Consider the following 24,706-nt stretch of genomic DNA (forward strand, 5'->3'; position numbering starts at 1 on the left):
TCCTTACAGAGTGGTTTTGGCGTTGATGACGTAAGGCGCGTCGACGAGCTTCTGGTCGGGGAAGACCAGTTTCAGAACGCCGTCGTAGACGAGGCACCAGATGGCATTCAGCGCGGCGGCGGGGTTGTCGAACTGGACCGCCACCTGGCTGATGTGCACGGCACCGTGCACTCCTCGAAAGAAGTCGCGCATCCGCGCGCAGTCTTCGTGGTTTCTCGCGCGCCGCGCTCTAAGAATGCTGCATGCGTTCCAGCCGTGCTTGAGCGTGACGATTTCGTCTGTCAGCAGGATGGCCTCGTCGGCAAAGCCGCCAAGCAGCGGGCGGACGTGCCTCAGCACTTGCCGAATGCCGCTCTTCACGACGTCTGACTTGGGTTTCACGGCGATGGCGATCCGTCGCCCGTTGAAATACGTGGCGCGGAAATCGAACGTGTGTTCGCGCAGTTTGCCGTCGTCGCAGCGAAAGCGGATGGGTGGGGGCTGATCTTCGACGTTTGTGACGGCCCGATTTGCCATCAGGATCGCTGCCACTCGCAGCTCGTGCGTGCTCGAGAAGCCGACGGACCGGTTTGTGGTGGGATCGACAAGCCATCCCCGGCAGTGCGCCTTCGTACGGGGCGTGGGCTGGCGCGAGCCCGTCGAGCGGGAGGGCGGAACCCAGGCCTCGGACCAGGGATCTCCAACAGCGTCGTATTTCCCAGCCCCCGCCTCTCATCGTGACGACCTTGCCCGAAGCAAGATGGTCGGGACGCAGCTCGGAATGTTCCGGTGTCGACGCGCCGCGGCCGATCATCTGCAGAGCCTGTTCTTCCTTCATAAAACGCAGTACCTGGAGTGCCTTCACTATGGATCCTTTCGATCATGACTTTGGACGGCCGCAGTCGCGTCGCTGCGGCCGGAATGGCTTCCTGGGGCGTTGCCTGCATGTGAATGCGTCGACGATCAGGAGGCGGGGCCGCCGAGGCGGCGGGCCTCGATCTTCCGCTGAAGACGGGTGGCAACACGTGCAGCGCGACGGCGGGGATCCGTCGCACGGAGAAACACCTCGACCTCGTTCCGCCTCGTCAGCGTCTTCATCATAGAGCGTGGTGTCGGGATCCGTTTCGCGGCTTCCCGTGCTCGTTGCGGTGATGTGGTCGCAAACGTCGAGCGAGGGCTTGTCGTCTCCGAGGACGTACATGCCTTCGTAGGGGTCTTGATCGTCGATCATGCGGGCGGTGCGGGAGGAGTAGAAGTCGTGCATGCGCAAGCCTTTCTGTGCTTGATGAATGGGCATGGTGATCCGATCCGCGCCGGGGGACCGAGCGGTGGAAAAGAGAGTGTTGGTGGGGATGGAGAGGTCCGCTGAGCGCTGCTGGGCGCTACGGCGACGAGCTACGAGCGGGTTATGTGGTGCTCGGCGTTCGATGCAGTGATCGCCGTCGACGCGTCGCTGCTCGCGGCGACCAGCGAGGACAGGCGCTCGGCCACAAGGAGAGGCGAGCTCGAGAAGAGCGCCTCACACTGACCAGCGGTCTGGCAGTCGCAGGTTCGGGGCTTGATCGAGTTTTTGCCGCAAAGCCGGAGCGCCCGCGTGAGCTCCACGTGGGTCTTTAGGATCAGATCGTTATGCAAACTCTGCTTTTCCTTTCCTCGTTCGGCCATGGCTCCGCCGTGCGCGGAACGTGCAGTTCCTCGCCTCATTGGCCAGAGCTTCAGGTCACTTCCTGATGTCCGAAGATTCTACGAAAGTTGTTCGAAACGCGCAGGATGGAAAATGGATCGGAATCGCGGGGCGCTTATTCGAAATGGAATTATAGCTAGCGTTTTCCCGAATGTTCTCACGCGGGTGCGCTTTCGCGCGGATTGATCTCTGCGCTTCGGGCTAAGCATTTGGAAGGCTCTTAGAGCGAGTTCCCGGGAAATGGTTGGCAACCTGACCACCTTGTGAACTGTGCAAGCGCAAGTCGAAATCGGAAAACGGTCTATCCATCCCCCGGAAGGGGTTGGAGAAGTCGTTACTGCGTTATCCGAAGGTGGTTGTTCAAGTCATATCTCCAAGTTCATAATATAAACTATTACAAAATTGTGGTAACGTCAAGAGTAGCGTGCTTTTGGCGCAATATTAACCCTTAGTTAAACATAAATATATTGTCAACAATGTGTGGGGAACTGCGTCTCGCCTCGTTGTCAACAATTGTACTGCCGAAAGGATGTGTATGGTGGCTTGCATGCCCGCATCCGATCGTTGGTGGACACACCACAGGAGGCAGCCGATGTTCTATTTCAAACATGTTGTGGCGGAAGTGAAGGAGACTTTCGCGCCCATTCTCGAGAAGTACGGTCTGAAGGTCAGTGCGGTCATGGAGGATGGCGATCTGCGCGTAGACTTCGATATCGACAAGAAATCATTCTCACCGGTCAGCATCAGGTTTTTCGGCCGCGCGACGACAAAGCAGAAGCTTGCGTCCTGGGAAAACGTGGAGGTTGAGATGGAGTGCTACTACCCGATCGATCTCGGCGACACGGGATGGCGATATTGGGAGCTGCAGGGAACGCGCGATTACGAACTGGACGGCACTGCCGAAGAGAACAAGCGCGCCATCGCGGAATGGCTCGAGGATATCGAGATTATCCAGGCAGGTGAGAATATCCCGAACATCGTAAGTTCTCCCCTCATCGCTGAAGCTTATGAACACGTCGAACTAGCGGCTGGACTGGACGTCACAGTTGAGTTTCGAAGGGACGAGCAGGGCAAGGAGAGTCTCAGATTTGTCAGCGAGCACGGACGCGAGTTTGTCCTGGAGTTCCCTCCGGCTTTTGAAAATCAAGACGTCGTCCTGTTGATCGACGGGCAGGAGGTCGATCGGATCAACACTCACCGTGGGAGGGATGTTGGTCGTGCCGTGGACAAATGGGTACACGACCGGTCAATCCAGAGACGCGAGCAGCCGCAGTCTGGGAAGTAGCGCTGCAGGAGACCGTGAGCATTGGGCGTCGATAGCGCGGTCGTGGAACTCATAGGATTGCCGCGACACGCCTGTATTCGATACCGGCGCTTGACCCTAGACGAGTGCCGCCTTCCTCCCCTGGCTGAGGAGTGGATTCGCGAGGACGCATCGATAGCGCATCGTGAGCTAGGAAGTCCCGAAACTCACTGAACCGAGTGACTGGGAGGGTGGCGACGTTTGCTATCTCAACTATCGATATGCCAGGGCGGTTCGTACTGCGCCAGCATAAGCTCGTGAGCCTCAATGCGAGCGCGGACTCCCTTGCCTTTGCCCGCTATCAGGCTCAGTGGAATTCGATTGACCACGTGCTGGGTCCAGAGCTCTTCCGGCGACAAGCGCTTGTTCAACGGCGGCGGTTTTCGCTTGATTGCAGAATGTGGCACGTCGGGGCCCTGGAGCGCCGTGCCGTAATCCACGTCTCGCCCCGTGATGGCGCTCAGCAATGCGAGGCCGACGGCTCTTGCTACCCGAGGGGGAAACGCATTCCCGATCTGTTTCAGTCTGGATCCATCCCTTCCGACGAAATGCCAGAAATCTGGGAATCCCTGGAGGCGCTTGAGCATCTCTACAGTCAGCTTGGGCTTGAAGTCGAGACCAGTGATGTCTTCTACCGCGGGGGCACTATCCGCACATCCGTCGATATCGATCAGCCTTTTGGCCCATTGTGTTTTGATCGATTCTCTCAGGTTCTTCTTGATTTGGGTGATGGTAGGGGAAAGTTGACGCTCATTATGCCGAAGCCAGGCGTCCGCCCAATCGTCATAAAGTCTTTGTTGGGCACTACGTAGATCTCCGCTGCCATTCGCACCACGATCGCTTTCTGGAGTGTGGTGCGGGCACATTAAAGCGCCCAAGGCCTCCGAAATGTACGCTTCGGGAATCAGGTCGGTCGGTGGCATGGCGAACCGATGGATTGTGCCTGCAGGCATCCCGACTAGGATGATGCGGTTACGCTGTTGGGGAATTCCGAATTTGGAGGCCTCTATTTCTTGAATGGCGACGTCATATCCGATCTCAGCGAAACGTTTCGCTATCTCGCTTCGATAATAGCCGTGTTTCTTATCCTGAAAGCCTGTCACGTTCTCGAAGAAGAATGCCTTGGGCTTTATGATACCTACGATCTCAACAGCCGTTCCAAAAAGCGCTCTATCATCGTCGCCGCCTCGCTGCTTGCCGCCTCTTGAAAACGCCTGGCAGGGTATGCCTCCCGCAACCAGGTCAACCTTGCCCGCGTAGGGAGCGAAAAGTCTCTGTGTATCTTTTGTGATGTCGGCTTTGCGCGTCATCCACGAAGGCCAGTTGAGTCTCAATGTCTTGACAGCATTGGTCCCCTTTTCGAAGAGGCCGACCGATCTGAACCCGGCTGCTTCGAGACCTATGGACTGGCCGCCTGCCCCAGCGCAGAGCTCGAGAACCGTGGGCTTCGGCTCGCGAACGCGAAGCTCATCGCTGGTGGGGGCATACTCGGCATCGGACGTGATGTACGACAAAGCATCGAAAAGCTCGTTCGACGTTACGTCCCCGCTATCTTGATCGAAGGCGAAACCGCCGTTGTGCGCGAAGCGGCCGCTAGCGAAACGTTCCAGAGCGAAAAACGCTTGTTCGAGATGAATGCGTTGGCGGTTTCGTTCGTTGACCCGGTCCCAATCCGCTGGGGCGATCGCGATCTCTCCGAACAGCTTCACGAAGCTTTCCCGTAACCCGATCGCCTGTGTGCGCAGATTGCCGAATACCAACCTGTACGTGGGGTCTTTTGGGTTGATGTCAGGACTGTCAGGCTCTGGATAGGGAATGTGACGCAAACGAAAGTCGATTGCTTCCTCCACGAATGCTTCGACGCCCGCCTCGAATTCGCTGACCGAAATCTGCACTTGGGAGGAACGATGCTTCTTTAGGAAGCGCGCCCGACCGAGCTTGAAGTGCTCTTCCGCGCTCAGAGCCTGCTTGCGAACGTCGCTGGCAATCCTTCGTACGTCATTTGTGTCAATCAGCCCGCCACCGGTGATGCGCAACAACGCGGCGTCCCGGGTGGCAGAGCTGGCTTTAATCAGCGACTTGATGACCGGAAAGCTGACTTTCTTCTCCCGAAGAAGGGGACGGACGTGTCCCAGCTTGTCGGAGAATTCAATGAAGGCAGGGGCATCGTTCCGGGAGACGCCACAATGCGTCACGAGGTGAGCTCGGAGGATGTCGTCGGCAACAAACTCTTTAAGGCGGGTCACTTCGTCGGCGGCTTCCAGATAAAGGCTGGCCAGCTTGTCGTGAATCTTCTGGAGTCGCTTTGAGGCGGTGGCCAACGCGTCGTTTACCTGGGTCCTGGTTGGCGGCAACCGCAGCTCTGATGTGGACGACAACTTCTCGCTCCGTGGTACGTGCGGTGGCATCTCTATCGTCTACGGGTTGAAGCAACGGCAAAGAGATCGATAAAATTCGAGCATTTGAACGCGATGATTGGAAGATGCCGCTATGGCTCCCAACCTACTTTCCCTGGTGTCCCCAGTGTCAGGCGTTGGAGAGTTTTCCGGCGAAGGAAACAGCCCATGCATTCTGTTGAGAGCGGTGGATCATCCTCTTCGTCGTAAAAATGCTCGAATTGTTGACAGGGATTTTCGCGACCATTTTTTGATCTTTGCATAACTGCTGACGAATCTTGCCTCCCGAGGACAGGTCTGGGTGGAGCAGAAGATGCGCGGATACATGGATGACGTACTGAGCCAGATAACTGTGCGGTTCGGCGCCCTCATGCAGGAACTGGGGCTGGTGCTTTCCGTCGTGGAGGATAGGCGAGCGATCACTGTGCGCTTCGAAGTCGACGACTACAGTTTTTTGCCGATTGTCCTGATCTTCGAAGGCCCGGCGCTAAGCGGGTGCGAGCGTGCAACATGGGCGAAGTTGGAGGTCGTCGAGCTCTGTTACAGCCTAATTGAACTCGGAAACACCAGTTGGGTGCATTGGGAAGAGAGTGGCGAAAGCAGCTATCATCCGCAGGGTTCGCTTGAAGACACGTTTACCCGCATCGGGGCCGCGCTGCGCGAATCTGAGATCGTGACGCTCGCCAATGACATGCCGAAAGTCGTCAATTCGCCCGATTTCGCGCACGCATGGTGCGCGGTGCATCCCTACGTCTGCATTTACGGAGTTGACGGCATATCGATCGAACGCGAGGCGGACGTTGAGAGCTATGTCTTCAAGGACACGTTGGGGCGAGAAATCAGGCTGAATTTTCCCCTACGTACGATGCTCGGAGAACTGCTGATCAATGGCCAGCGAACAACTCAATTCGATCAGTCCGACGCGGACGGGATCGCATCTGCTTTATCAGACGTGTTGTGGGACGTTCCGCGTTCATCACCCTGATCGGATATTGCCGCAACGCCCTTGGGGCGCTGAAAAGAAGTGGCCCCGAAGGCGATTAAGGGGCCAAAGAGAGAGTTTACATCCACTGAGCCCTAGCTGGGGGAAGGGGAACACTCGGGCTCGCATTGTAAACCGCCATCGTGGAGACTGGTTCCCGCGATTTTACGTAGAATCCCGCAAATTGCGCGGCGTGCGGAAGGCTGATCTGACGCGGAAATGGCAACAAACAACTCTGACCTCGCCGCGCATTCTTATCCACCTCGCTTGGCTTGAATACGAAACGGCAGAAAACGCAAAGGAAGCGCCCGCGGCAGACTTGCTGCAAATACCAGGAATGGGCTGAAGGCTGGCGGAAACGCGAATCGAAGCTGCCAGTGAGTGAATATGGCGATGCGATTGTTCGTGATTCTCGGATTCTATTGCGGAAGAACGACAGATTATCCGAGAGGGAAGACGTGGCAAATCTAACTCCGTCATGAAGCGCGACACTCGCGGCCACAACGGAGAAGAAAATGTCTGCTACACAAAAAGTTGCCCTTGTAACCGGCGCATCTCGCGGCATTGGTGCTGCAGTCGCCCAGCGGCTCGGCCGCGACGGCTTTTCCGTCATAGTCAACTATTCTGGAAGTTCAGATGCCGCCGCCGCCGTTGTCAGCGAGATCGGGCGGGAAGGCGGCAAGGCGGTGGCGGTGCAGGCTGATGTTTCAGATGCAACGGCGGTCAAGCGCATGTTTGACTCCGCCGAGGCCGACTTCGGTGGTGTTGATGTCCTTGTCAATAACGCCGGCGTGATGATGTTGGCACCGCTGGCAAAGGCTGACGACGACAATTTCAGCAAGCAGATCGACATCAATCTCAAGGGGACCTTCAATACCCTTCGCGAGGCGGCGAACCGTATGCGCAATGGTGGCCGGATCATCAACTTTTCTACGACGGTTGTCGGGCTGAAACTCGAAACGTACGGCGTTTATGCCGCGACCAAAGCCGCTGTGGAAACACTCACTGCGATTATGGCCAAGGAGATGCGAGGCCGAAACATCAACGTGAATGCAGTCGCTCCCGGTCCGACCGCCACGGATCTCTTCCTCAAAGGAAAGTCGGACGAACTGATCGAGCGCATGGCCAAGATGAACCCGCTCGAGCGGCTCGGGACACCCGAAGATATTGCCAGCGTCGTGGCCTTCCTTGCTGGCCCTGACGGCAAGTGGATCAACGGCCAGGTCTTGAGAGCCAACGGCGGCGTTGTTTGACGCAATACATCTCGGACCGGGTGCCTGAATTTTCAGGCGCCTAGTTTATTCAAATATGACCCTCAAGGAGGGAAGCGATGTCGACCAATCAAGTAATCCTTATTTCTGGTGCCTCAAGCGGGTTCGGCGCTCTTGCAGCACGCGCCTTGGCACAAAGCGGCCATACCGTATATGCGGGCGTTCGCGACACGAACGGGCGAAACCTCAAGGCCGTAGCCGATGCGGCAAACTATGCTGGGCAGCATAAGGTCGATCTTCGAACTGTCGAACTCGACGTCCAAAATGAAGCCTCTGTCGAAGCGGCTGTCTCATCGATCATTGCAGAGACCGGACACATCGATGTGCTGGTTCACAATGCGGGGCACATGTCTTTTGGCCCCGCGGAGGCGTTCACGCCTGGGCAGTTCGCCCAGCTTTACGATGTAAACGTCCTTTCGACGCAGCGGCTCAACCGAGCGGCCCTTCCGCACATGCGCGCCGCGAAAAGAGGACTGGTCGTCTGGATCTCTTCTTCGAGTACTCGCGGCGGTACGCCGCCGTTCCTGTCGCCCTACTTTGCCGCCAAGGCGGCCATGGACTCACTTGCCGTTTCCTATGCCTCGGAGCTCACGAGGTGGGGCATCGAAACCTCAATCATCGTTCCAGGTGCTTTTACCAAGGGCACCAATCATTTTGCCCACTCTGGCAGGCCCGCTGACGAAGCCCGAGCCAGCGCATATGTAGATGGGCCTTACAAAGGAGTTTCGGAGCAGGCGTTGCAGGGGCTGGCCTCATTGGAGCCTGCTGATGCAGACGCTGCAGAGGTTGCCGTCGCCATTGTCGAGGTTGTTGGTAAGCCGTTCGGCAAGAGGCCTTTCCGAGTCCACATCGACCCGTCTCAAGATGGCGCCGAGATCGTTAATGGCGTTGCAGACCGCGTGAGGGCGGAGATGTTCCGCCGGATTGGGCTGGAAGACCTGCTTGTGCCCGCAAACCTTGACGCGTGTTAAATGGGGGCTTTGAAGCCCCCGTCGATCTAATCTTCTCTTTAAAGGGAACTCTAAGGGTGCATACTCTGATTATCGTTGCTTGCGGCTTCGTGTTGCTGGCCTTGCTCGTCGCGTTTGGATGGCTTTGGCACATCGGGCAATTTCCGAATGCACAGATAGTAAGGCTCTTCATCTCAATCTGGCTGGTGATATCGATTGTGAACATGTGGATCGGCATCTCAAAGGCTGGCTACCCCTTCAAGGAAGAGCTTGTCATCCTTCCCCAGGTCTTCCTGCCACCCGCGATCGCGGCTGGTTGTTTGCTGATGCTCAGCTAGTCAGCAATGCACATTCGCCTATAAGATCGCCGTCATCTGAAAGGGTTCGTTCTGCCAACCTTGGGAGCGCCCCAGATAGGGCCTGGGCCAGCACTGATGCGAACGCGCCATTCGATGCTTTTAGATTGTGTTCGCAGTTGTTAATGGGGAGGATGGAAAGGGCAAATCTTGTTCTTTCCATTCACGCACCAATTGGCGGGAGCTGTCCTGGAGTTAACAATCGCCAATGCAATCGTTCCCTCTGTTTTCATGGATCTGCAAGGGTCCGTCGCGGGCCAATCATGAGTAGACTACCTGACCTAGAGGCGTGGGCCATCTTTGCCAAAGTGGCGGAGACTGGTTCATTTGCGCGGGCAGCCAATGAGCTTTCACTGTCGCAGGCCACGGTATCTAAGGCGATTTCGCGCCTGGAAGCCCGCACCAAAACAGTGCTGTTCCATCGTACCTCACGCCGCATGTCGTTGACCGAAAGCGGCGAATTCGCATTGGACCGAGCCACCCGCATTCTTGATGAGGGTGAAGCAGTGGAAGCGGCCATCGCGGAGCATTCGACAAGCCTGCAGGGATTGATCCGGGTCTCGGCGCCGATGTCGTTCGGTATTGTACACCTGGCGCCGATGCTGCCGGAATTCATGGCAACCTATCCCGACGTCACCCTCGACGTGCAGTTCAATGATGAAATGGTCGATCTAATAGGCAGCAGGTTCGATCTCGCGCTGCGCATTTCGAGTTTGGAAAGCTCCAGCCTTCTGGCGCGGCGCCTATGTCCTGTAAGCGTTCTGTTGGTGGGCGCCCCCGCATATTTCGAACGTCACGGGCGGCCGGAGCATCCACGCGAGTTAGCGAACCATCGCACACTGCAGTACAGTAACTCATGCAGCGGCGAAAACTGGCGCTTTCACCATGCCCGGCATGGAGAATTCACCCAAGCCGTGCGCGCCCAGTTGCATGCGAATAATGCCGACGCGCTTATGCCCGCGCTGTTAGCTGGACGGGGGCTGGCATTGCAGGCGGAGTTCCTAGTGTGGGAGGAATTGCAGAAAGGGCGGCTTGAGGTGGTCATGCAAGACTGGCAGGCCGAACCGGTCGCGCTTCACATTGTGACCCCGCCTGGGCGAAGGCGTCCGGCCCGAGTGCAGGCGCTGATCAGCTATCTGGCCGAGCGCATGGCAAAGCAGCCCTGGGCACAGAAAAACGAGAACGACAGCCGTCTGTAGCTCTGTGCCGACTAGTTGACGGAACGGTGCAGCCCCTCTTGGGACACGAACCCCGAGTGGTCCTCACCGCTTTTTCAGGCGCGGATCCCGCGGCATAAAAAATGGAAAGAATGTCATTCCATTATTTCCATTCTCAATGCGATGGACGCTTCCTAGATTAATCTCACCATCAGAGTTCAGCGCCTCCCACGTCGACGCTCCGATGGTTTTGAAAGCTCGCTCCCAACGGGCTCCAGGTTGGCATGTTGCGATCACTGCCATTCCTTAGAAGGAGATTAAGATGAAGAAGTTCGTGCAACTGCTGACCGCTCTGGTGGTCGGTTTGTCCTCTGTACCAGCGCTTGCCGCGGGCGCCAGCCCCAAGCTGCTGACCCCGGAAAATTCTGCAGTCATCCTGATCGACCACCAGCCGCAGATGTACTTCGGCGTGGAAAGTCACGACCGGCATGATGTGATGAATAGCGTGGCTGCGTTGGCTGAAACCGCCAAGGCATTCAACGTTCCGACTGTTTTGACCTCGATCACTGCCGCCGGCTTTGCCGGCCCTCTGGATCCGAGCATCACCAAGACCTTCCCGGATACGCCCATCATCGACAGAACCATCATGAATGCGTGGGAAGACCCGAACCTGGTCAAAGCGGTGGAGAAGACCGGCCGCAAGAAGCTGGTGATGGCCGGCCTGTGGACCGAAGTATGTTTGACGCTGCCGGTGTTGAGCGCACTTGACGAAGGCTACGAGGTTTACATCGTGGTGGATGCTTCCGGCGGTTCGAGCAAGGAAGCTCATGACGCTGCTGTGCAGCGCATGGTGCAAGCGGGTGCACAGCCGGTGACCTGGATGCAGGTGCTGTACGAATACCAGCGCGACTGGGCACGCCGGGATACCTACGAAGCCGTGACCAAAATCGCCCAGGAGCATGGCGGCGCACATGGATTGGGCATCTTCTACGCCAAGTCCATGTTCGGTGCTCAGGAAGGCCAGAAGAAGTAAGGCTGTTCGGCGATCCCATCGCTGAAAGCCGACGCTACGAACCGGGAGCAAGAGAGCTTGCTCCCGGTTCTTTCTGGGTCGGAGTCCTGTTCGGGCGGCCAGCCAGACCAACAGGATCGCTCGACCCCGGTGGGCTATAGTTGGCCCGGGTCAGCGCTGAACAGCCGCAGTCTGGTAAGTCGCAAATGGCTGATCGATTGGAAGGCGCGAAGTCGTCGTGATTTCCTCACCTACTGCGCAGTTGCTTCAACGCACGAGGCGGATGATGTTTCCGTCGTCAGCGCGATCATCATTGGCGCTCATCTGCAGCGCCCAGCCGATCGGTGGATCGATAGCCCACTCGTTGCGAGCAGGATTATAGAGGCCGGGGATCGGAAAAAATTCGTCGATGGCGAGAAAGTCGCGGACATTCAGGGTTGCAATTGGAATTCGGTGGGTGATGGAGACCGCGGCGATCATTGGGTCGCACCCGAACTTTAAGCGCTTCCGCTTGTTGTCGGGTGTGAGGTCCGGGCACCAGAAGTGTTTCATCGGCGGGCACGCGGCCATTCGGGCGTAAAGGCGCGCGACCTCGATCGTGATTTCTGGGTAGTGAAAGTCGGATGCCAACACTTCGTCCAGCCAGGCGAGGAGCCTAAGTGCCCTGGCAGGGTCATCAGGCTGTTTGAGGCGAATCCCGTACTCTGCCTCGAAAACCACGGGGAAGGGCAAGGCGATCGTGCCGGCGCCTAAGCGTTCGAACCAGTCGGCGACCTCTTGGAGAGGCCGGGGCTTTTGGGCTTCGCTAATCAAATTGGTGTCTAGCAGGATACGGTCTTGCAACATCGGCAGCACACCTTCCGAACGTGGCGCGATTCACCAAACAGCCTCATTGAAGGTTTCGCCAAGTGGGTAAACAAAGCTATAATGGATTCGGAACTGGGTTTCGGAGCGCTGCTAACGTGAAGGCAAGTGAACAAAGCTGGACGGAAGCGGAGGCGCGAAAGCGTTTTTCCGAGCTCCTTGAAGCGGCAAAAGACTCGGGCCCCCAATATGTTAAGGCGAGCGGCGGGCGCTTCGTTGTGAAGTATGAAGAAGATGTTTCACGCGTGTCGGCCGGACGGCTACTGGGCAAAGGCGTCCCGGAGGAATAGGCGAAAGACGCCGGCTCCCTTTTAAGGATTCGTTTACCTTAAAAACGAGAAAAGGATAGAGCCGCGCGTTGCAAGGACTGTTGCAGCGCCTCTTTGGCCAGCCTTGGATCAACGCTCCTCAAAGCACAAAGGAACTCTTCAGCGGCCAACAATAAGCGCTTAAGAAGGAACATTCATGATACGGAGCAGCTGCCGCTTCCTGTCGCGATGAGATAGCCCTACCTGAGCTTCCTTGATGGCCGCGAGAAGTACCCGTTCGACTTCGGCATCCGCCTCGTCAGGATCTGGAAAGTGTAGGCTTGCCGAAGCTCGGAGCATCGCTATCAACTTGCGCTCGCGGTGTTCGCGTATGTCCATGAAAGCCGAACGCGTGGAAGGCTGTCTGGTTCCGCCTGAGCGCTCGCCACCTTTCATGCGTGCGAGTGCCGGGTGCAGCGGAGGAGTGGGGCGACTTTTCGTCTGAGACAACGGGCCGTCGCGCTCGATCATGATCTGACATCCGCCGCGGCCTGCATGTGATATTTCACAATGTGGCGCGCGGCGGGTGAATGTAGTCACGGCCAAGCTGCAAAAACCTCAAAACTCTTCCCAGTCGTTTTTCATATCGAGTGCGGCATTGCCAGCCGATGCGAAACTGCGCAACGACTTCTGCGGCGGCCTTGCTTCAGTCTTTGAGGGAGCCCGGGCCGTACCCGGATGCAGATTGCTGGCACCTTCGAGTTTGAACTGGCTGACAAGTTCTCTGAGGCGCACCGCTTCGTTGGCGAGCGTGTTGGAGGCTGCGTTCGACTCTTCAACCATCGCGGCATTCTGCTGCGTCGTCTGGTCCATGGCGTTGACGGCCGTGTTCACTTCCGCAAGCCCGACGGACTGTTCCTTTGCCGAGGTCGCGATAGATTCCATGTGCGCATTGATCTCGACGATGAAATCGCTGATCGTCTTCAGCGCCGACCCGGCGTTACGCACGAGTTTCACTCCGTTTTCGACCTCGGCTGACGAGTTGTGGATCAGGCCCTTGATCTCCTTTGCTGCCTGGGCGGAGCGCTGGGCAAGCTCTCGCACCTCTTGTGCGACGACGGCAAAGCCCTTCCCAGCCTCGCCTGCGCGGGCTGCTTCAACGCCTGCATTGAGGGCAAGCAGGTTCGTCTGGAAGGCGATCTCGTCGATCACGCCGATGATGTTGGAGATCTGCTGTGAGCTTTCCTCGATCTTGCGCATGGCCTCTTCGGCGTGGGAGACGACCTGAGCGGATTCCGCGGCCGAATGGTTGGCGCGGCTGGCGACGTCTTTCGCTTCCTCGGTACGTTTGAAGGAATTGGCGACGTTGACAGTGATCTGATCGAGCGCCGCTGCTGTTTCCTCAAGCGACGCCGCCTGGTGTTCGGTGCGCTTGGAGAGGTCATCTGTACCGGCAGCGATCTCACGAGTTCCGGTGTCGAGGGTTGAGATCGAGCCGGAGATCTCGGAAAGCGTCGAGCCGAGCTGCGCTACGGACTGGTTGAAATCTTGACGCAGCGCCTCGAAGTCCTGTGCGAAGGCGCTGTTGAGCTGAAAGGCGAGGTCTCCGGAAGCCAGTCGCTTCAGGCCAGCTGCAAGCCCGGATGTTGCGACACGCAACCGCTCGGCCGCATCGGCCTCGGCCTTCTCCTGCAGGGCGACGCGCTCGACTTCGGCGCGCTCGCGGTTTTCCGCCGCCTCCTGCTCCAGGCGCCGGTTGGCGATCGCGCCCTGGCGGAAGATTTCGAGAGCCTTACCCATGTCGCCGATTTCGTCATTGTTTGCGGCGAGCTCGATCTGAGTCTCCAGTTGTCCGTCGGCAACGCGACCCATCGAACTGCCGAGCTTGTACATGCCGCCGAGGATGCGCTTGAAGGTGACGAAACCGACGACGGCCAGCATGAGCGCCAGCGCGGACATGGCGACGATGATAAGTACCCAATAATATGACGCGCGGATGTTTGCTTCGTTGACGGCGCCTTGCGTCCGGCTTTCGAGCTTCACGTAGAAATCATCGACCGGCTTCAAGACCTGGGCTTTGATCTTGTGGTAATCGGGCGAGTTCAGCATTTGCGAGGCTTTAGCTTTGACGTTGGGGCCGAGGCTGGCGGCATTGTCCACCAGTTCTATGGCCTGTGTCTCAAGGCTGATCAGCGCGTCCGAGCGCTTTCCTGCTTCATCGAGAAGGGCAAACTCCTCATCTGTGAAACCCGCCTGCTTCATCAGATCGTGCATGGAAATGGTGGCCCCGTCGGGGCGAGGTTTTGCTTCTCCGCCGGCGACAAAATCCCAGTAGATGCGGTGATAGTCCTCCGGCCGCGCGCGCGTGCCGTTATTGATTTCGACCACGGCGTAGTACTGGTCTCTGAAGGATGGATCGCCCGTCTGAGCATATGTGCGCACGAGGCGGGTCAGATCGTCGGACGATTGGCGAAAATTATCTGCGAGCACGTAGGAACGGGACTTCTGATCGTATGCGCCCGTGACGTCGGCGGCTGCGTCCGCATAGCCCCAAAGACTGGCGACTAGGCCAGCAATGGCGACGCCAGTGGCCGACGCCAGAATCATGAATTGGCTCTTAATCCGCATATGAACATTTCCAGACGAGGGCGTTTCGCTTCTGGTGCGCCGAACTCATTTCTGCCGCCAGGTGGTAACGCCTCACGCGAGAGGAGGTTCTCCGACGAGCATTGTCGGGTAATATAACGATTAGAATAAAATCGTTATCGAACTACGAATTTTTCAATCGTTGATTTTCGCTGGAAAATAATATTACAAATACGAGAGAGTTGCTTAGCGTGGCTCGATTTATAACAGAAGTTATTACAAGACTTCGCGCGAAGACACCAGATCTTCGTTAACACTGTCATCTCTCTGCCCAGGTCTCCCCGACGGGATCGAATACGCGTGGTATCTGGGTGCGCCTGCGGCCCGTGCGGGGTTTCAGAGTGCCAACCGCAAACTCGCTTGCAAGCGGATCAACTGATTTATGCACCATCATAATCGGTGAGTCAACATCTTCCACGCCCAGGTGGGTGGACTGGAGCTAACACCCGTTGTCCAGATAACCAGAAGGGGTTCTACGTAGTCCGGGCACGGCGGATCTCCTCGTGGAGATTTGCGCTTTGCCACGCCTGGCCAATCAGCCTTGACAACAAGAGGCTTGCGTGAGCACCATTATAACAGGTGCACATTAGTTGGTTGAAAACGAGGTTGGATATGAGCGAATTTGTGGTGGTGGTCTCAAACCACGTCAAACCCGGACACGAGAAAGAGTACGTCGAGCTGGTGACCCCTGTGCTCGACGCGATGCGACACGAAAAGACATTCGTCAACACAGTGCTCAATCGGGATCCAGAGGATCCGACGCGGTTCATGCTTTATGAGACATGGTCCGACAAGGCTGATTTCCTGGAGGTTCAGATGTCACGGGAATATCGCAAGACTTATGAGGCCCGCTTGCCGGAAATTCTACGTGCTCCCAGGAGAATGGAGTACTGGGAGCCACTGCGGGAAGACTTCGCATTTTTCTCCAGCAAAACAACGTCTTAGAGATCTGAATTCCCGAGTTTGAATACGAGCGCGTCCGACAACTGAGTTGTCGGACGTTATCAAGATGCGATCATAGAAAACACCAGCAGGGCAGTCAGGCCAATTGTTGACAAGGTCGGGACTCGTTCAATTCCCGTACCCCACCACGCCATTATCGCAGCTCTCGAAGCAGGCTTCGATCGCCAAGGCAGTAATGTCGAAGTATATTCGGCTGTTTGGATGCTGCCGGAACGGTCGTATTCGTGACGAACACGTCTCCTTTGAAGGGGGCGCCGCATCGAATTTCGGACCTGCGGCTGGCGATTGCAGACCATTTCCGCTTCGATTTGTCGCCGAACCAGCTTCCAGGCTGCCGGGGGTCGTCGCAGACCGTTACGGACTGCGACGGCGACGCTGCGACCGAGGCGGCATCCAGATGGCACGTCCATCCTCTGCGGATGTGCCGTGGCCCGGTGCTCCGCCGCCATCCCTAGCCTCGTTCTGCCGCTTCAGTCTCCGTGAAACGTGCCCGACAAATTCCTTGCAGGTATTGAAGGGGCGACATCCACGAAAAGCCAAAACTACTGTGCTGTATACCCGCCATCCACAATGAGCGAAGTACCCGTTATGAAGCTGGCTTCATCACTTGCGAGGAACAGTGCTCCGTTCGCAATCTCGCGTGGGTCACAACCCCTGCCAAGTGGTGTCATGGCCACGACGCGTTGAGTGATCTCGGCTGCCTGAGCTGCTACCATTTCAGTTAGCGTAAGCCCCGGGTGGAGAGAATTGACGCGAATTCGATCCTTGGCGAAACTCACTGCAGCGCAGCGCGACATGTTCACGACGGCAGCCTTGGAAGCGTGGTAGGCGATAGCACTTGGAACGGCGACCAATCCCCAGATCGATGAGACGTTGACGATTGATCCGGAGCCGTTCTCCCGCATCGCTGGAACCACTTCTCGCATGCCCAGCCACACAGCGGTTTGATTGACATCGATCTCCCGCTGCCAGGATTCAAGCGTTTCCGATTCTACCGTGTTGTGGCTTATCATCCCCGCATTGTTGACGAGGATATCGATCCTGCCGAAGGGCGCTAGAGTTTGAGAGACGAGCGTCCGCCAGGAAGCCTGATTACTGACATCGTGGCGCTGCGAGACTATGCCGTCGCCATTCATCTTCTCCTCGGCGATCAAATCAGCAGAAATGACAACGGCGCCCTCTTCGACAAATCGTTCTGCAATGGCGCTCCCAATGCCGCGGGTACCGCCTGTGACAATTGCGACCTTGTTGGCGAGCCTCATATCATGGCGCTCCTGCCGAAAATGCATCGCTGAAGAAGTAATCCATCAGTCGGCCTTTTGCTGGATCCGGGTTGAGTTCAAACTCGAAGATCCAGTAGGAGGAGCACCCGTGCACTTGGAACGGATCAGTGCCGAGAATTTCCAGCATTTCGTTCCGGTCGCGCGCCGCCATCAGGTTTACGCCACCGGTGCCCGACACTTGCCTGCCGGTCGCGATAGTGCGCCCAGCACGATCTTGTTCTTGCAGCCATTCCATGTGTGCGGGAAGGTGAGCGTCCACCTCGCTCAGGGGCTTCATGTACTGGCTAATGCAGACGAAAATGTTGTCTCCAGGACTCGGCATTGGTCTCTCCTGCGGGTTCGTTGCTAATAGGTCGGGGAAGGGGCGCGCTCAACGAACCAACGGGCCTTGAATGAAGCTCGTGTCGCTCGGCAAGGAAGGGGCCACCCCACCCTCTCGTGCTATATTATGGGCAACAGGGCCCAAAACCTGTTCGGTTCGGGCCCTGCTTCTTCAAAGGTCAGTTTCCAAGGCCAAGTTCGGCCAGCTGCTTGCATGTTCTCTGTTCAAGCGGCTTGCCGAAGTTTCCGGCATTTTCCTTCGTGATAATCGTCGCCTTCAGCACGAGACTTTCAGGAACAGCCTCTTTCTTGGCCAGCCGATCGATGATCTCGACCGCGCTGCAACCCATCTGGAAGCCCGAGAACTCACTCGATGCGAGGAGGCGACCGGCGCTAACCGCCTGAACCCCGTCGATCGTTCCGTCCATGCTGACCGCTTGAGCTCCGCCTCGGCCCGCGGATTCCATGGCCTCGATAGCGCCGAGTGCCATGTTGTCGGAAGCGGCGATGATGCCGTCGATCTGCGGGAATTGCTGCATGAGATTTTCCATGACTGCGAGCGCCTGCAGACGCTGGTAGTTCGCGGCCTGCGACGCAAGCAACGTGATCCCCGGGTATTTCTTCAACGCTTCCTTGGCGCCAGCCACGCGACCGTCACTGGTAGTGGATCCCTTGACGCCTTCGATGATGACGACGTTGCCCTTGCCGCCCAATTTCTCCGCCAGGAGGGTCGTGACTTCAAAACCAATCTGGTGATCGTCATAGACGACGTAGGAGGTGAAATTGCCCTCGCCTCTGTCGATAAAATTGATAATTGGGATACCGGCGCCGCTTACCTTGTCGACGGAAGGTTTCATGCCCTTGCGGTCAACAGGAACGAAGATCATGCCCAGTGGTTTCCGAGTTATTGCATCCTCGACCTGGGCGATTTGCTCCTGGAAATTGTTCGGCCTGGTCGGTGCATATTGAACGGTCGAGTAACCGAGCGATTTCGCGGCTAGAGTGGCGCCCGAACGCGCCTCCTCGAAGAAGGGGTCGACGTTGTTTTTAGTGAAGACGGCGATCTCGCCAGCCTTGCTATCCTGCGCGTGTGCGCCCGAGACAAAGGCTGTCAAAACCATAATCGCTGCAACTGCTCTTTTCATTTTCTCTCTCCCATTTTTGTCAGGTGGATAGTCATTCAGGCCCGGCGCCAATTGAGGTAGGCGTCGGCAAGTAGCGCCCCCACCAGAACCAGGCCGGTGGCAAAGGGCTGCCATGCCGAACTGATGGTGAGCATGTTCATTGCGTTGAGGACGATCGTCAGCAGCAACGCTCCAAGAGCGGTGCCAAACAGCGTTCCGGTGCCACCGAAGAGCGACGTCCCGCCAACGAGGATCGCTGCGATCGAGGGCAGCAGGAATGGGTCGCCCATTCCCGGATCGGCGGAGTTGACGCGACCGAGCGCGACAACAGCCGCAATTCCCGCACATGCACCGCTAAGAACATAGACTCCGATGAGGTTGCGCCGCAGCGGCACGCCCGCGAGTGCGGCCGCTGCTCGGTTCGCACCCATCATGACAATTTGCTGTCCGACGGTCGTCAGATGCAGAACCGCGCTGCCAAGGATAGCGACCACGGCCATGATCCAGATCGGAACGGGCAGGCCGAGCAGAAAGCCGCTGCCAAGGAACCGGAATTCGGCCGGGAAACCGGTGATCGGAACTCCGCCCATGTAGTAGAGCGCGATACCCGAGAGGATCCACAGCATGCCATAGGTCACGAGGAACGGCGGCAGCCGAAGCCATGCGACCAAAAGGCCATTGATGAAACCGCACGAGACCCCGATCGAAAGCGCGACAGCAACTGCGAGTGCAGACGACCCGGTTGCATGCAGGACCCCCGCTGCAACACATGCAGACAGCGTAAGGATTGCTCCCACCGATAGGTCGATCGCGCCAGCGATGATTACCACGCCCCCACCAGCAGCGATCAGGAACAGCAGGCTGGTCTGGCGCAGAACATTGACCAGGTTCCCGAACGAGAGGAAATTCTCGTTCAGAACCGACACGGACAAGCACAGCACCAGGAGTACGATGAGCCGGACCAGTATCGAACGCAGCTCTGGTCCAAGAGGAGGCAAAGTGTGGACGGCGCGGTTGTCCATCCGCTCAGATGTGTGGGCCATGTTAAGCGCTCCTCTCGCCTGCAAGTCGTTCGACCAGCAACACCGCGATCACCAGAACTCCGATAGCTACGAGCTGAAGTGACGTGTCTATTCCAACAAGGTTCATGCCATTTCGGAGCACGCCGATGGCAAGCACACCGAGTACCGTGCCGAACAACCAACCGTTCCCACGCTCGAAGGAAGTGCCTCCCAGTACGACGGCGGCGATAGCGTCGAATTCCATGCCGAGCGCAATCGTCGGATGCCCTGCGTTCGTCCGGGCGATCATGCACAGTGCTGCAAAGCCCGCAGTCGCACCTGAGAGTGCATAGACTGCACATTTGACGAGCCGCACCCCAACGCCGGAAAGCCGCAGGGCTTCGGGGTTACCTCCGACTGCCACGACGTAACGGCCGAACACGGTGTGATAGAGCAGCCAATGAAAGATCCCGTAGGCCCCGATGGCGATGAAAACCAGCAGCGGCAGCCCGAAAACATGGATTGCAGCGAAGGCCTCGATTTCCGGCCCCAATCCAGAGACGGCATTGCCATCAGTGAGGGCCAGCGCCAGCCCCTGCGCCATTCCGAGGCTTCCGAGTGTGACTACGAAGGGCGGCATCGCCAATGCGGCCACGCAAAACCCATTGAGAATGCCGAACAGCAAACCGACGATCACGGCGAACAACGTGGCCACTGGCACCGAGTATCCGGAAACCAACGCGAGCGCCAAGACGACCCCGCATAGGCTGAGCAGCGAACCCGGGGAGAGATCGATCCCCTCGGTCAAGATGATCAGCGTCATCGGGAGCGCGATGAGTAGTAGAATGGAGCTCTGACCCGCAATGTTGACTAGGTTTTGCGGTAGCAGGAAGCGATCAGTCAGCAGAGCGAACACTGGAATGAGAACCAGCAGAACAACGCTGACTCCAAGCGATCGGGATCGCAACAATGCGCTGAGCGCACCCTGGCCCCGGTGATCAAGTTTTCCAACATCAATGGCCATCGTGCACCGCCAATTTCATGATTGATTCCTCGGTGAGTTCCTCACCTGACAACTCGCCCCGCACCGTGCCGCTCCGAAGAACGTAGACACGGTCGCAGAACCCGACGATCTCAGGGAGTTCGGAACTTATCATCAGGATGCCGCTGCCTTCGGCAGCCAATCCTTCGACGAGTTCGAGAATTTCGGCTTTCGCGCCGACATCAACGCCGCGCGTCGGTTCATCAATGATGATCAGTCTGCGGTTGCCCTCCATCGGGAGCCATTTGCCGATCACCACCTTCTGTTGATTGCCCCCGCTGAGGGTTCGAACGGGCTGCGACAGCGACCGTGTCGCAACGCGAAGGCGGTCGACGAGTTTCTGTGCTATGCGACGAGCCTTCGTTCGCGAGCGTATGCCGCTTGGGAAAATTCTCCACAGTGAGGCGAGTGTCAGGTTGTCGCTGACCGATTTGCTCAGCGCGAGTCCTTCTTCCTTGCGGCTTTCCGGAACAAACGCGATGCCTGATCTTACAGCGCGGACAGGATCCGGTTTAAACGGACGACCATGCAGGAGCACCTCACCCCCGCGCTTGGAATCCAGTCCGAATACGGTCCGGGCGAACTCCGTGCGTCCGGATCCGACCAACCCAGCTAGACCTACCACCTCGCCGCTTCGAACCAGAATGTTCATGTCGACGATCCCGTTGGACGAACCGAGGGAGCGTGTCTCGAGGATCGTTTCGCCGGGCTCGTTTCTTTGCTTCCGCTGGTAGAACGATCCGACTGTCCTACCCACCATTGCCTTGATCAGTGCTTCCGGCGTAGTCGAGCTGGGAACCGTGGTAAGAATTTTGTGGCCGTCGCGGAGTACCGTCACGCGGTCAGCGAGGTCGAAGACTTCGCGCATCCGGTGCGAAATGAAGACGATTGCGGTACCGCGACGTTTGAGGTCACGGATGATGTCGTGAAGGTTTGTCGCGTCCCGCTCTGAAATAGAGGCGGTGGGTTCATCCATGATGAGGACACGAGACTGATGAGCAAGCGCCTTGGCGATCTCGACGAGCTGCTGCTTTGCGATCGTCAGATCCGCCACTTTCCCCTTCGGATCGCCCTGAAACCCGACGAGCGCGAGGGCGCGCGTGGCAATGTTCCGTTGCGCGCTTCGATCGATTGAGCAAGGTACCAACGACCTCGGCTCGCGCCCGAGAACAATGTTCTCCTCGACGCTCAGGTAGGGCACGAGCGCCAACTCCTGATGGATGACGCCGATACCGAGCCGCTGGGCTTGACCGGGCCCGGAAAGCTTGACCGGGGCGCCGTCGAGAAGGATCTCGCCCGCGTCAGGCGAATGTATGCCTGACAGTGTCTTGATCAGGGTCGACTTGCCGGCGCCGTTTTCCCCAAGCAGGACGTGAACTTCGCCCGGATATATATCAAGATCGATGCCCTCGAGGACTTTCAACCGACCGAAGCTCTTGCCGACGCCGCGGAGAGCCATGACAGCCCCTGCAGGATTCGCCGTCTCGTGGTGGTCGGGACCAAGCCAGCTCTTATCTTCACCGGCACCGGTGTCAGGTGACCTGTCTCCTCCAGGATTTATCAGCATGTTCACAATTCAATCCTCCCAGACATGTATTGATCGCGGCCGTGACCACGAAAGTGCTTAAACGAGCGCAACCAGAGCCACGGCAGCGAGCAACACCAGCGGGTACTCAAGCCGAAGCCATTCGCGGGTGCGAAGAAGGGATGCGACCACACCAAGCAAAACCAGGCCGCCGATCAGAGCTCCGAGCCGCTGGCCATTTGGCCATAGCAGCAGAACCGCTGCGCAGAGTTCCATCAGGCCGACGAGGACGCGTAGCGCTGGCGGGTATCCCCATTTCTCGAACTCGGCGCGCACGAAAGCGGGCGCGGCGAGGTTCAGCAAGCCAGCCCATGCAAGGACGATTGCAAGCAAGGCCGACAGTGCGAGATGCATTGTCATCACTTGCCCTCGGGGGCCGATTTGGGAAACACCGCGATCATATCCAGCTCAACGCGAGCGCCCTGGGTTGAAAGCTGGTTGATGCAGATCGTGGTGCTCGCGGGCTTCCAGTCTCCGAAGTATTCCTTGAGAACAGCAACCATGCCGTCCTGATCCCGGATGTCGGTCAGGTATTTGGTCACCTTCACCACGTCGGTCCATTGCAGCCCCTCGTGACGAAGAATGGAACCGATGGTTTCCATAGCGAGCCGGGTCTGGTCCCGGATATCGTTCGGATGATTGTGTTCGTGCAGTTCATGCGGGTGCTTGTGATAAAGCGGCGACGGCGTCGCTCCCGAGATGAACAGCATATCTCCCGGCGCCTGGACCCGGATCGCCGGCGCATATGGCATGTCAACGTGCCGCTCGGGGATCGTTTGAATTTCGACGATATCCGGGTTGGTTGGCGAGTGTTTGAAGCCTGGTCCTCTGGCCATAAGTTCCTCCTCTGTAGAATTCTGCGGTTGTCGATCAGCCGCATGCGCCTTCAATAAGTGCAGTATAAATAGCGATGTCAACAATCAATGCAGACGATTGCACAAATATTATACTGCAGTCTGTCTCTGTAAATTCGAATACAGAGGCCCAATTCCTCGATTGCTATTTCGCCGTCCGAAGAATGCTAACGATTTATATTTGAGGTGCGCAAAGTTAGGCGAGCAGCGTCTGCCAGCCCCGCATGCTCAGCATGGAGCCGTATGGTCACGTTCGAGTGACTTGCTCAGCGCTTGCTTAGTCCACTGCTCGTCTCAGCAAGCGCACGCGCGCACTACTCTTTGCAGTTCGGGTAACGAACGCCGCTGCTGGCCGCCAGCTTTCTTCGATTGAGGGCCATCTTCTCATCTCCCTATTTCGAACCGCGGCTTTCAGCTGGGCAAATTCAGATATCCAGGTGTGTCGCCGGTTTTCGACGTCCTCCCGTCGATGTCAACAAATGTAGCTCATGCAAACGTTCGCATCAAGTGAAAAAATAAGCCTTCCCATTCTGGATGTGGCTGCGCGCAAATCTCATGGTGGCCTGTGTGCCGAGAGATAAAACTGTATTGACTGACGACAAACGTTTGCATAAATTTTCCGCGCGAGCGCTGGGTTGCAAAACCCGAGCTGGCAGCGCGTGAGCCGGGAAACGGCCACCGAGGACATAAAGCGCAGCGGTCCGTTTCGAGAGATTGGCATGTCTCTCGTCATCTGGAGGAAAGGCTGCTGCGTTGGGTGAATTATCCAGTCGAAACCAAATTGCACCAAGTCTCCACGGATAAGTGTGAGCCGTGGAGGTTCCAATCATTGAGATTCTTTGAGGAGTGAGACATGCGTTTGATCGAGAAGGTCGCGGTAGTGACGGGCGCAGCAGGCGGATTTGGCGAGGCCGTTGTCCGGCGATTTGTCGAGGAGGGGGCGACAGTTGTTGCCGTGGACATGAAGTCCGGCGGTTGGTCGGACGCAAGCGTATATCCGTTCAGCGCTGATGTGACATCTGAGGCGGACTGGAATTCGCTCGTGAACTTTGCGGTGGGCAAGTTCGGCAAGATCGATGTGTTGGTCAACAACGCAGGAATCATAACGTACGAGACCGTGTTCGATCAGGACCTTGATCTCTGGGGAAAGATGATTGCGGTAAACCAGACTGGTGTCATGCTGGGGATGAAGTCCGTACTGCCGGGAATGATTGAGCGCGGCCGCGGATCGGTCGTCAATGTTGCATCAACATTGGGCGTGGTCGCAGTCAACGGTGCGTTCGCCTATCACGCCACCAAGGCGGCCGTTCTTGGCATGACAAAGAACGCGGCGATCACCTATGCCAAGAAGGGCGTCAGAGTGAATGCAGTTCTGCCTGGTATTTCAGATACCGGAATGGTCCGTAGGCAGCCGGAGGACTTCACTGCAGCGGGCGTCGCGGCCCACCCGATGGGGCGGTTGACCAAACCGGAAGAGATCGCAAATGGCATCCTGTTCCTGGCTAGCGACGAATCCAGCGCGGTAACGGGGATTGGTTTGCCTGTCGACGGTGGGTACTTGGCGCAGTGATGCGGCTCGTATGATGAACGCAGTAGCGCCTCGCGATAGGGGGGGGCGAGGCGCTTCTGCTGTCATGGGATCCTCCACCGGGGATCTCAAATCCAAGAAGGCCGCCCGGTGATTG

The 24,706-nt window shown here is 57.5% G+C and carries 23 protein-coding genes; 9 read left to right on the plus strand and 14 right to left on the minus strand.

Translation table 11 applies throughout. The features are described 5' to 3' along the window. Positions 1–3 precede the first annotated feature (3 nt). Positions 4–531, minus strand: coding sequence for a hypothetical protein (locus tag LAC81_RS29055; protein WP_223728138.1), 528 nt, complete (start codon positions 529–531; stop codon positions 4–6). Between the two features lie 843 nt (positions 532–1,374). Further along, positions 1,375–1,644 (minus strand): hypothetical protein, encoded by a 270-nt coding sequence (locus LAC81_RS29060; protein ID WP_223728139.1) that lies wholly within the window; start codon positions 1,642–1,644, stop codon positions 1,375–1,377. 611 nt (positions 1,645–2,255) lie between these two features. Here LAC81_RS29060 and LAC81_RS29065 point away from each other — a divergent pair. Next, entirely contained in the window at positions 2,256–2,948 is a 693-nt protein-coding gene (locus LAC81_RS29065; protein WP_223728140.1) for a hypothetical protein, read from the plus strand. Between the two features lie 227 nt (positions 2,949–3,175). Here LAC81_RS29065 and LAC81_RS29070 read toward each other — a convergent pair whose 3' ends face one another. Next, positions 3,176–5,287 carry a DNA cytosine methyltransferase gene (locus LAC81_RS29070; protein WP_223728141.1) on the minus strand — a complete coding sequence of 704 codons (2,112 nt, stop codon included), beginning with the start codon at positions 5,285–5,287 and terminating at the stop codon, positions 3,176–3,178. A 400-nt stretch (positions 5,288–5,687) separates the two neighbouring features. Here LAC81_RS29070 and LAC81_RS29075 point away from each other — a divergent pair, with 400 nt between their 5' ends. From LAC81_RS29075 to LAC81_RS29100, 6 genes are all read left to right on the plus strand, one after another. Further along, positions 5,688–6,347 (plus strand): hypothetical protein, encoded by a 660-nt coding sequence (locus LAC81_RS29075; protein ID WP_223728142.1) that lies wholly within the window; start codon positions 5,688–5,690, stop codon positions 6,345–6,347. Positions 6,348–6,859: 512 nt separating this feature from the next. Next, positions 6,860–7,597, plus strand: coding sequence for an SDR family oxidoreductase (locus LAC81_RS29080; RefSeq protein ID WP_223728143.1), 738 nt, complete (start codon positions 6,860–6,862; stop codon positions 7,595–7,597). Positions 7,598–7,674: 77 nt separating this feature from the next. Continuing rightward, on the plus strand, positions 7,675–8,586 hold the full coding sequence (locus LAC81_RS29085; protein WP_223728144.1) for an SDR family oxidoreductase: 912 nt from the start codon (positions 7,675–7,677) through the stop codon (positions 8,584–8,586). Positions 8,587–8,642: 56 nt separating this feature from the next. Next, a complete protein-coding gene (locus tag LAC81_RS29090) occupies positions 8,643–8,903 on the plus strand; it encodes a hypothetical protein (protein WP_223728145.1) in 261 nt (86 codons plus the stop codon). Between the two features lie 281 nt (positions 8,904–9,184). After that, on the plus strand, positions 9,185–10,120 hold the full coding sequence (locus tag LAC81_RS29095; RefSeq protein WP_223728146.1) for a LysR family transcriptional regulator: 936 nt from the start codon (positions 9,185–9,187) through the stop codon (positions 10,118–10,120). Between the two features lie 280 nt (positions 10,121–10,400). Further along, positions 10,401–11,111, plus strand: a complete 711-nt coding sequence (locus LAC81_RS29100) for a hydrolase (RefSeq protein WP_223728147.1) — start codon at positions 10,401–10,403, stop codon at positions 11,109–11,111. A gap of 246 nt (positions 11,112–11,357) precedes the next feature. Here the strand turns inward: LAC81_RS29100 and LAC81_RS29105 are convergent, their stop codons facing one another. The 3 genes from LAC81_RS29105 to LAC81_RS29115 all read right to left on the minus strand — a co-directional run bounded on the left by LAC81_RS29105 (position 11,358) and on the right by LAC81_RS29115 (position 14,809). Then, positions 11,358–11,936, minus strand: coding sequence for a PIN domain-containing protein (locus tag LAC81_RS29105; RefSeq protein WP_223728148.1), 579 nt, complete (start codon positions 11,934–11,936; stop codon positions 11,358–11,360). Positions 11,937–12,403: 467 nt separating this feature from the next. Beyond that, the gene (locus tag LAC81_RS29110; protein WP_223728149.1) at positions 12,404–12,733 is read right to left on the minus strand and encodes a hypothetical protein; all 330 of its coding nucleotides are present in this window, start codon (positions 12,731–12,733) and stop codon (positions 12,404–12,406) included. Positions 12,734–12,820: 87 nt separating this feature from the next. Then, entirely contained in the window at positions 12,821–14,809 is a 1,989-nt protein-coding gene (locus LAC81_RS29115; RefSeq protein ID WP_223728150.1) for a methyl-accepting chemotaxis protein, read from the minus strand. Between the two features lie 651 nt (positions 14,810–15,460). Between LAC81_RS29115 and LAC81_RS29120 the strand changes: the two genes are divergently transcribed. Beyond that, positions 15,461–15,793 carry a putative quinol monooxygenase gene (locus LAC81_RS29120; RefSeq protein ID WP_223728151.1) on the plus strand — a complete coding sequence of 111 codons (333 nt, stop codon included), beginning with the start codon at positions 15,461–15,463 and terminating at the stop codon, positions 15,791–15,793. Positions 15,794–16,353: 560 nt separating this feature from the next. Here the strand turns inward: LAC81_RS29120 and LAC81_RS29125 are convergent. The 8 genes from LAC81_RS29125 to LAC81_RS29160 all read right to left on the minus strand — a co-directional run bounded on the left by LAC81_RS29125 (position 16,354) and on the right by LAC81_RS29160 (position 23,084). After that, positions 16,354–17,073, minus strand: a complete 720-nt coding sequence (locus LAC81_RS29125; protein WP_223728152.1) for an SDR family NAD(P)-dependent oxidoreductase — start codon at positions 17,071–17,073, stop codon at positions 16,354–16,356. Position 17,074: 1 nt separating this feature from the next. Further along, complete coding sequence (locus tag LAC81_RS29130) at positions 17,075–17,416, minus strand: YciI family protein (protein WP_223728153.1); 342 nt, start codon at positions 17,414–17,416, stop codon at positions 17,075–17,077. 178 nt (positions 17,417–17,594) lie between these two features. Then, entirely contained in the window at positions 17,595–18,611 is a 1,017-nt protein-coding gene (locus LAC81_RS29135; RefSeq protein WP_223728154.1) for a sugar ABC transporter substrate-binding protein, read from the minus strand. After that, a complete protein-coding gene (locus tag LAC81_RS29140; protein ID WP_223728155.1) occupies positions 18,596–19,582 on the minus strand; it encodes an ABC transporter permease in 987 nt (328 codons plus the stop codon). The genes LAC81_RS29135 and LAC81_RS29140 overlap by 16 nt, the downstream gene beginning before the upstream one ends. A 1-nt stretch (position 19,583) precedes the next feature. Beyond that, the gene (locus LAC81_RS29145; protein ID WP_223728156.1) at positions 19,584–20,564 is read right to left on the minus strand and encodes an ABC transporter permease; all 981 of its coding nucleotides are present in this window, start codon (positions 20,562–20,564) and stop codon (positions 19,584–19,586) included. Continuing rightward, a complete protein-coding gene (locus LAC81_RS29150; RefSeq protein ID WP_328717882.1) occupies positions 20,554–22,149 on the minus strand; it encodes a sugar ABC transporter ATP-binding protein in 1,596 nt (531 codons plus the stop codon). The genes LAC81_RS29145 and LAC81_RS29150 overlap by 11 nt, the downstream gene beginning before the upstream one ends. Before the next feature lie 57 nt (positions 22,150–22,206). Continuing rightward, the gene (locus tag LAC81_RS29155; RefSeq protein ID WP_223728157.1) at positions 22,207–22,527 is read right to left on the minus strand and encodes a DoxX family protein; all 321 of its coding nucleotides are present in this window, start codon (positions 22,525–22,527) and stop codon (positions 22,207–22,209) included. Then, positions 22,527–23,084 (minus strand): RidA family protein, encoded by a 558-nt coding sequence (locus LAC81_RS29160; RefSeq protein WP_223728158.1) that lies wholly within the window; start codon positions 23,082–23,084, stop codon positions 22,527–22,529. The genes LAC81_RS29155 and LAC81_RS29160 overlap by 1 nt, the downstream gene beginning before the upstream one ends. 790 nt (positions 23,085–23,874) lie before the next feature. Here LAC81_RS29160 and LAC81_RS29165 point away from each other — a divergent pair. Continuing rightward, positions 23,875–24,591, plus strand: coding sequence for an SDR family NAD(P)-dependent oxidoreductase (locus LAC81_RS29165; RefSeq protein ID WP_223728159.1), 717 nt, complete (start codon positions 23,875–23,877; stop codon positions 24,589–24,591). Positions 24,592–24,706: the final 115 nt, after the last annotated feature.

Origin of the sequence: Ensifer adhaerens, assembly GCF_020035535.1 — a bacterium.
Lineage (GTDB): Bacteria > Pseudomonadota > Alphaproteobacteria > Rhizobiales > Rhizobiaceae > Ensifer.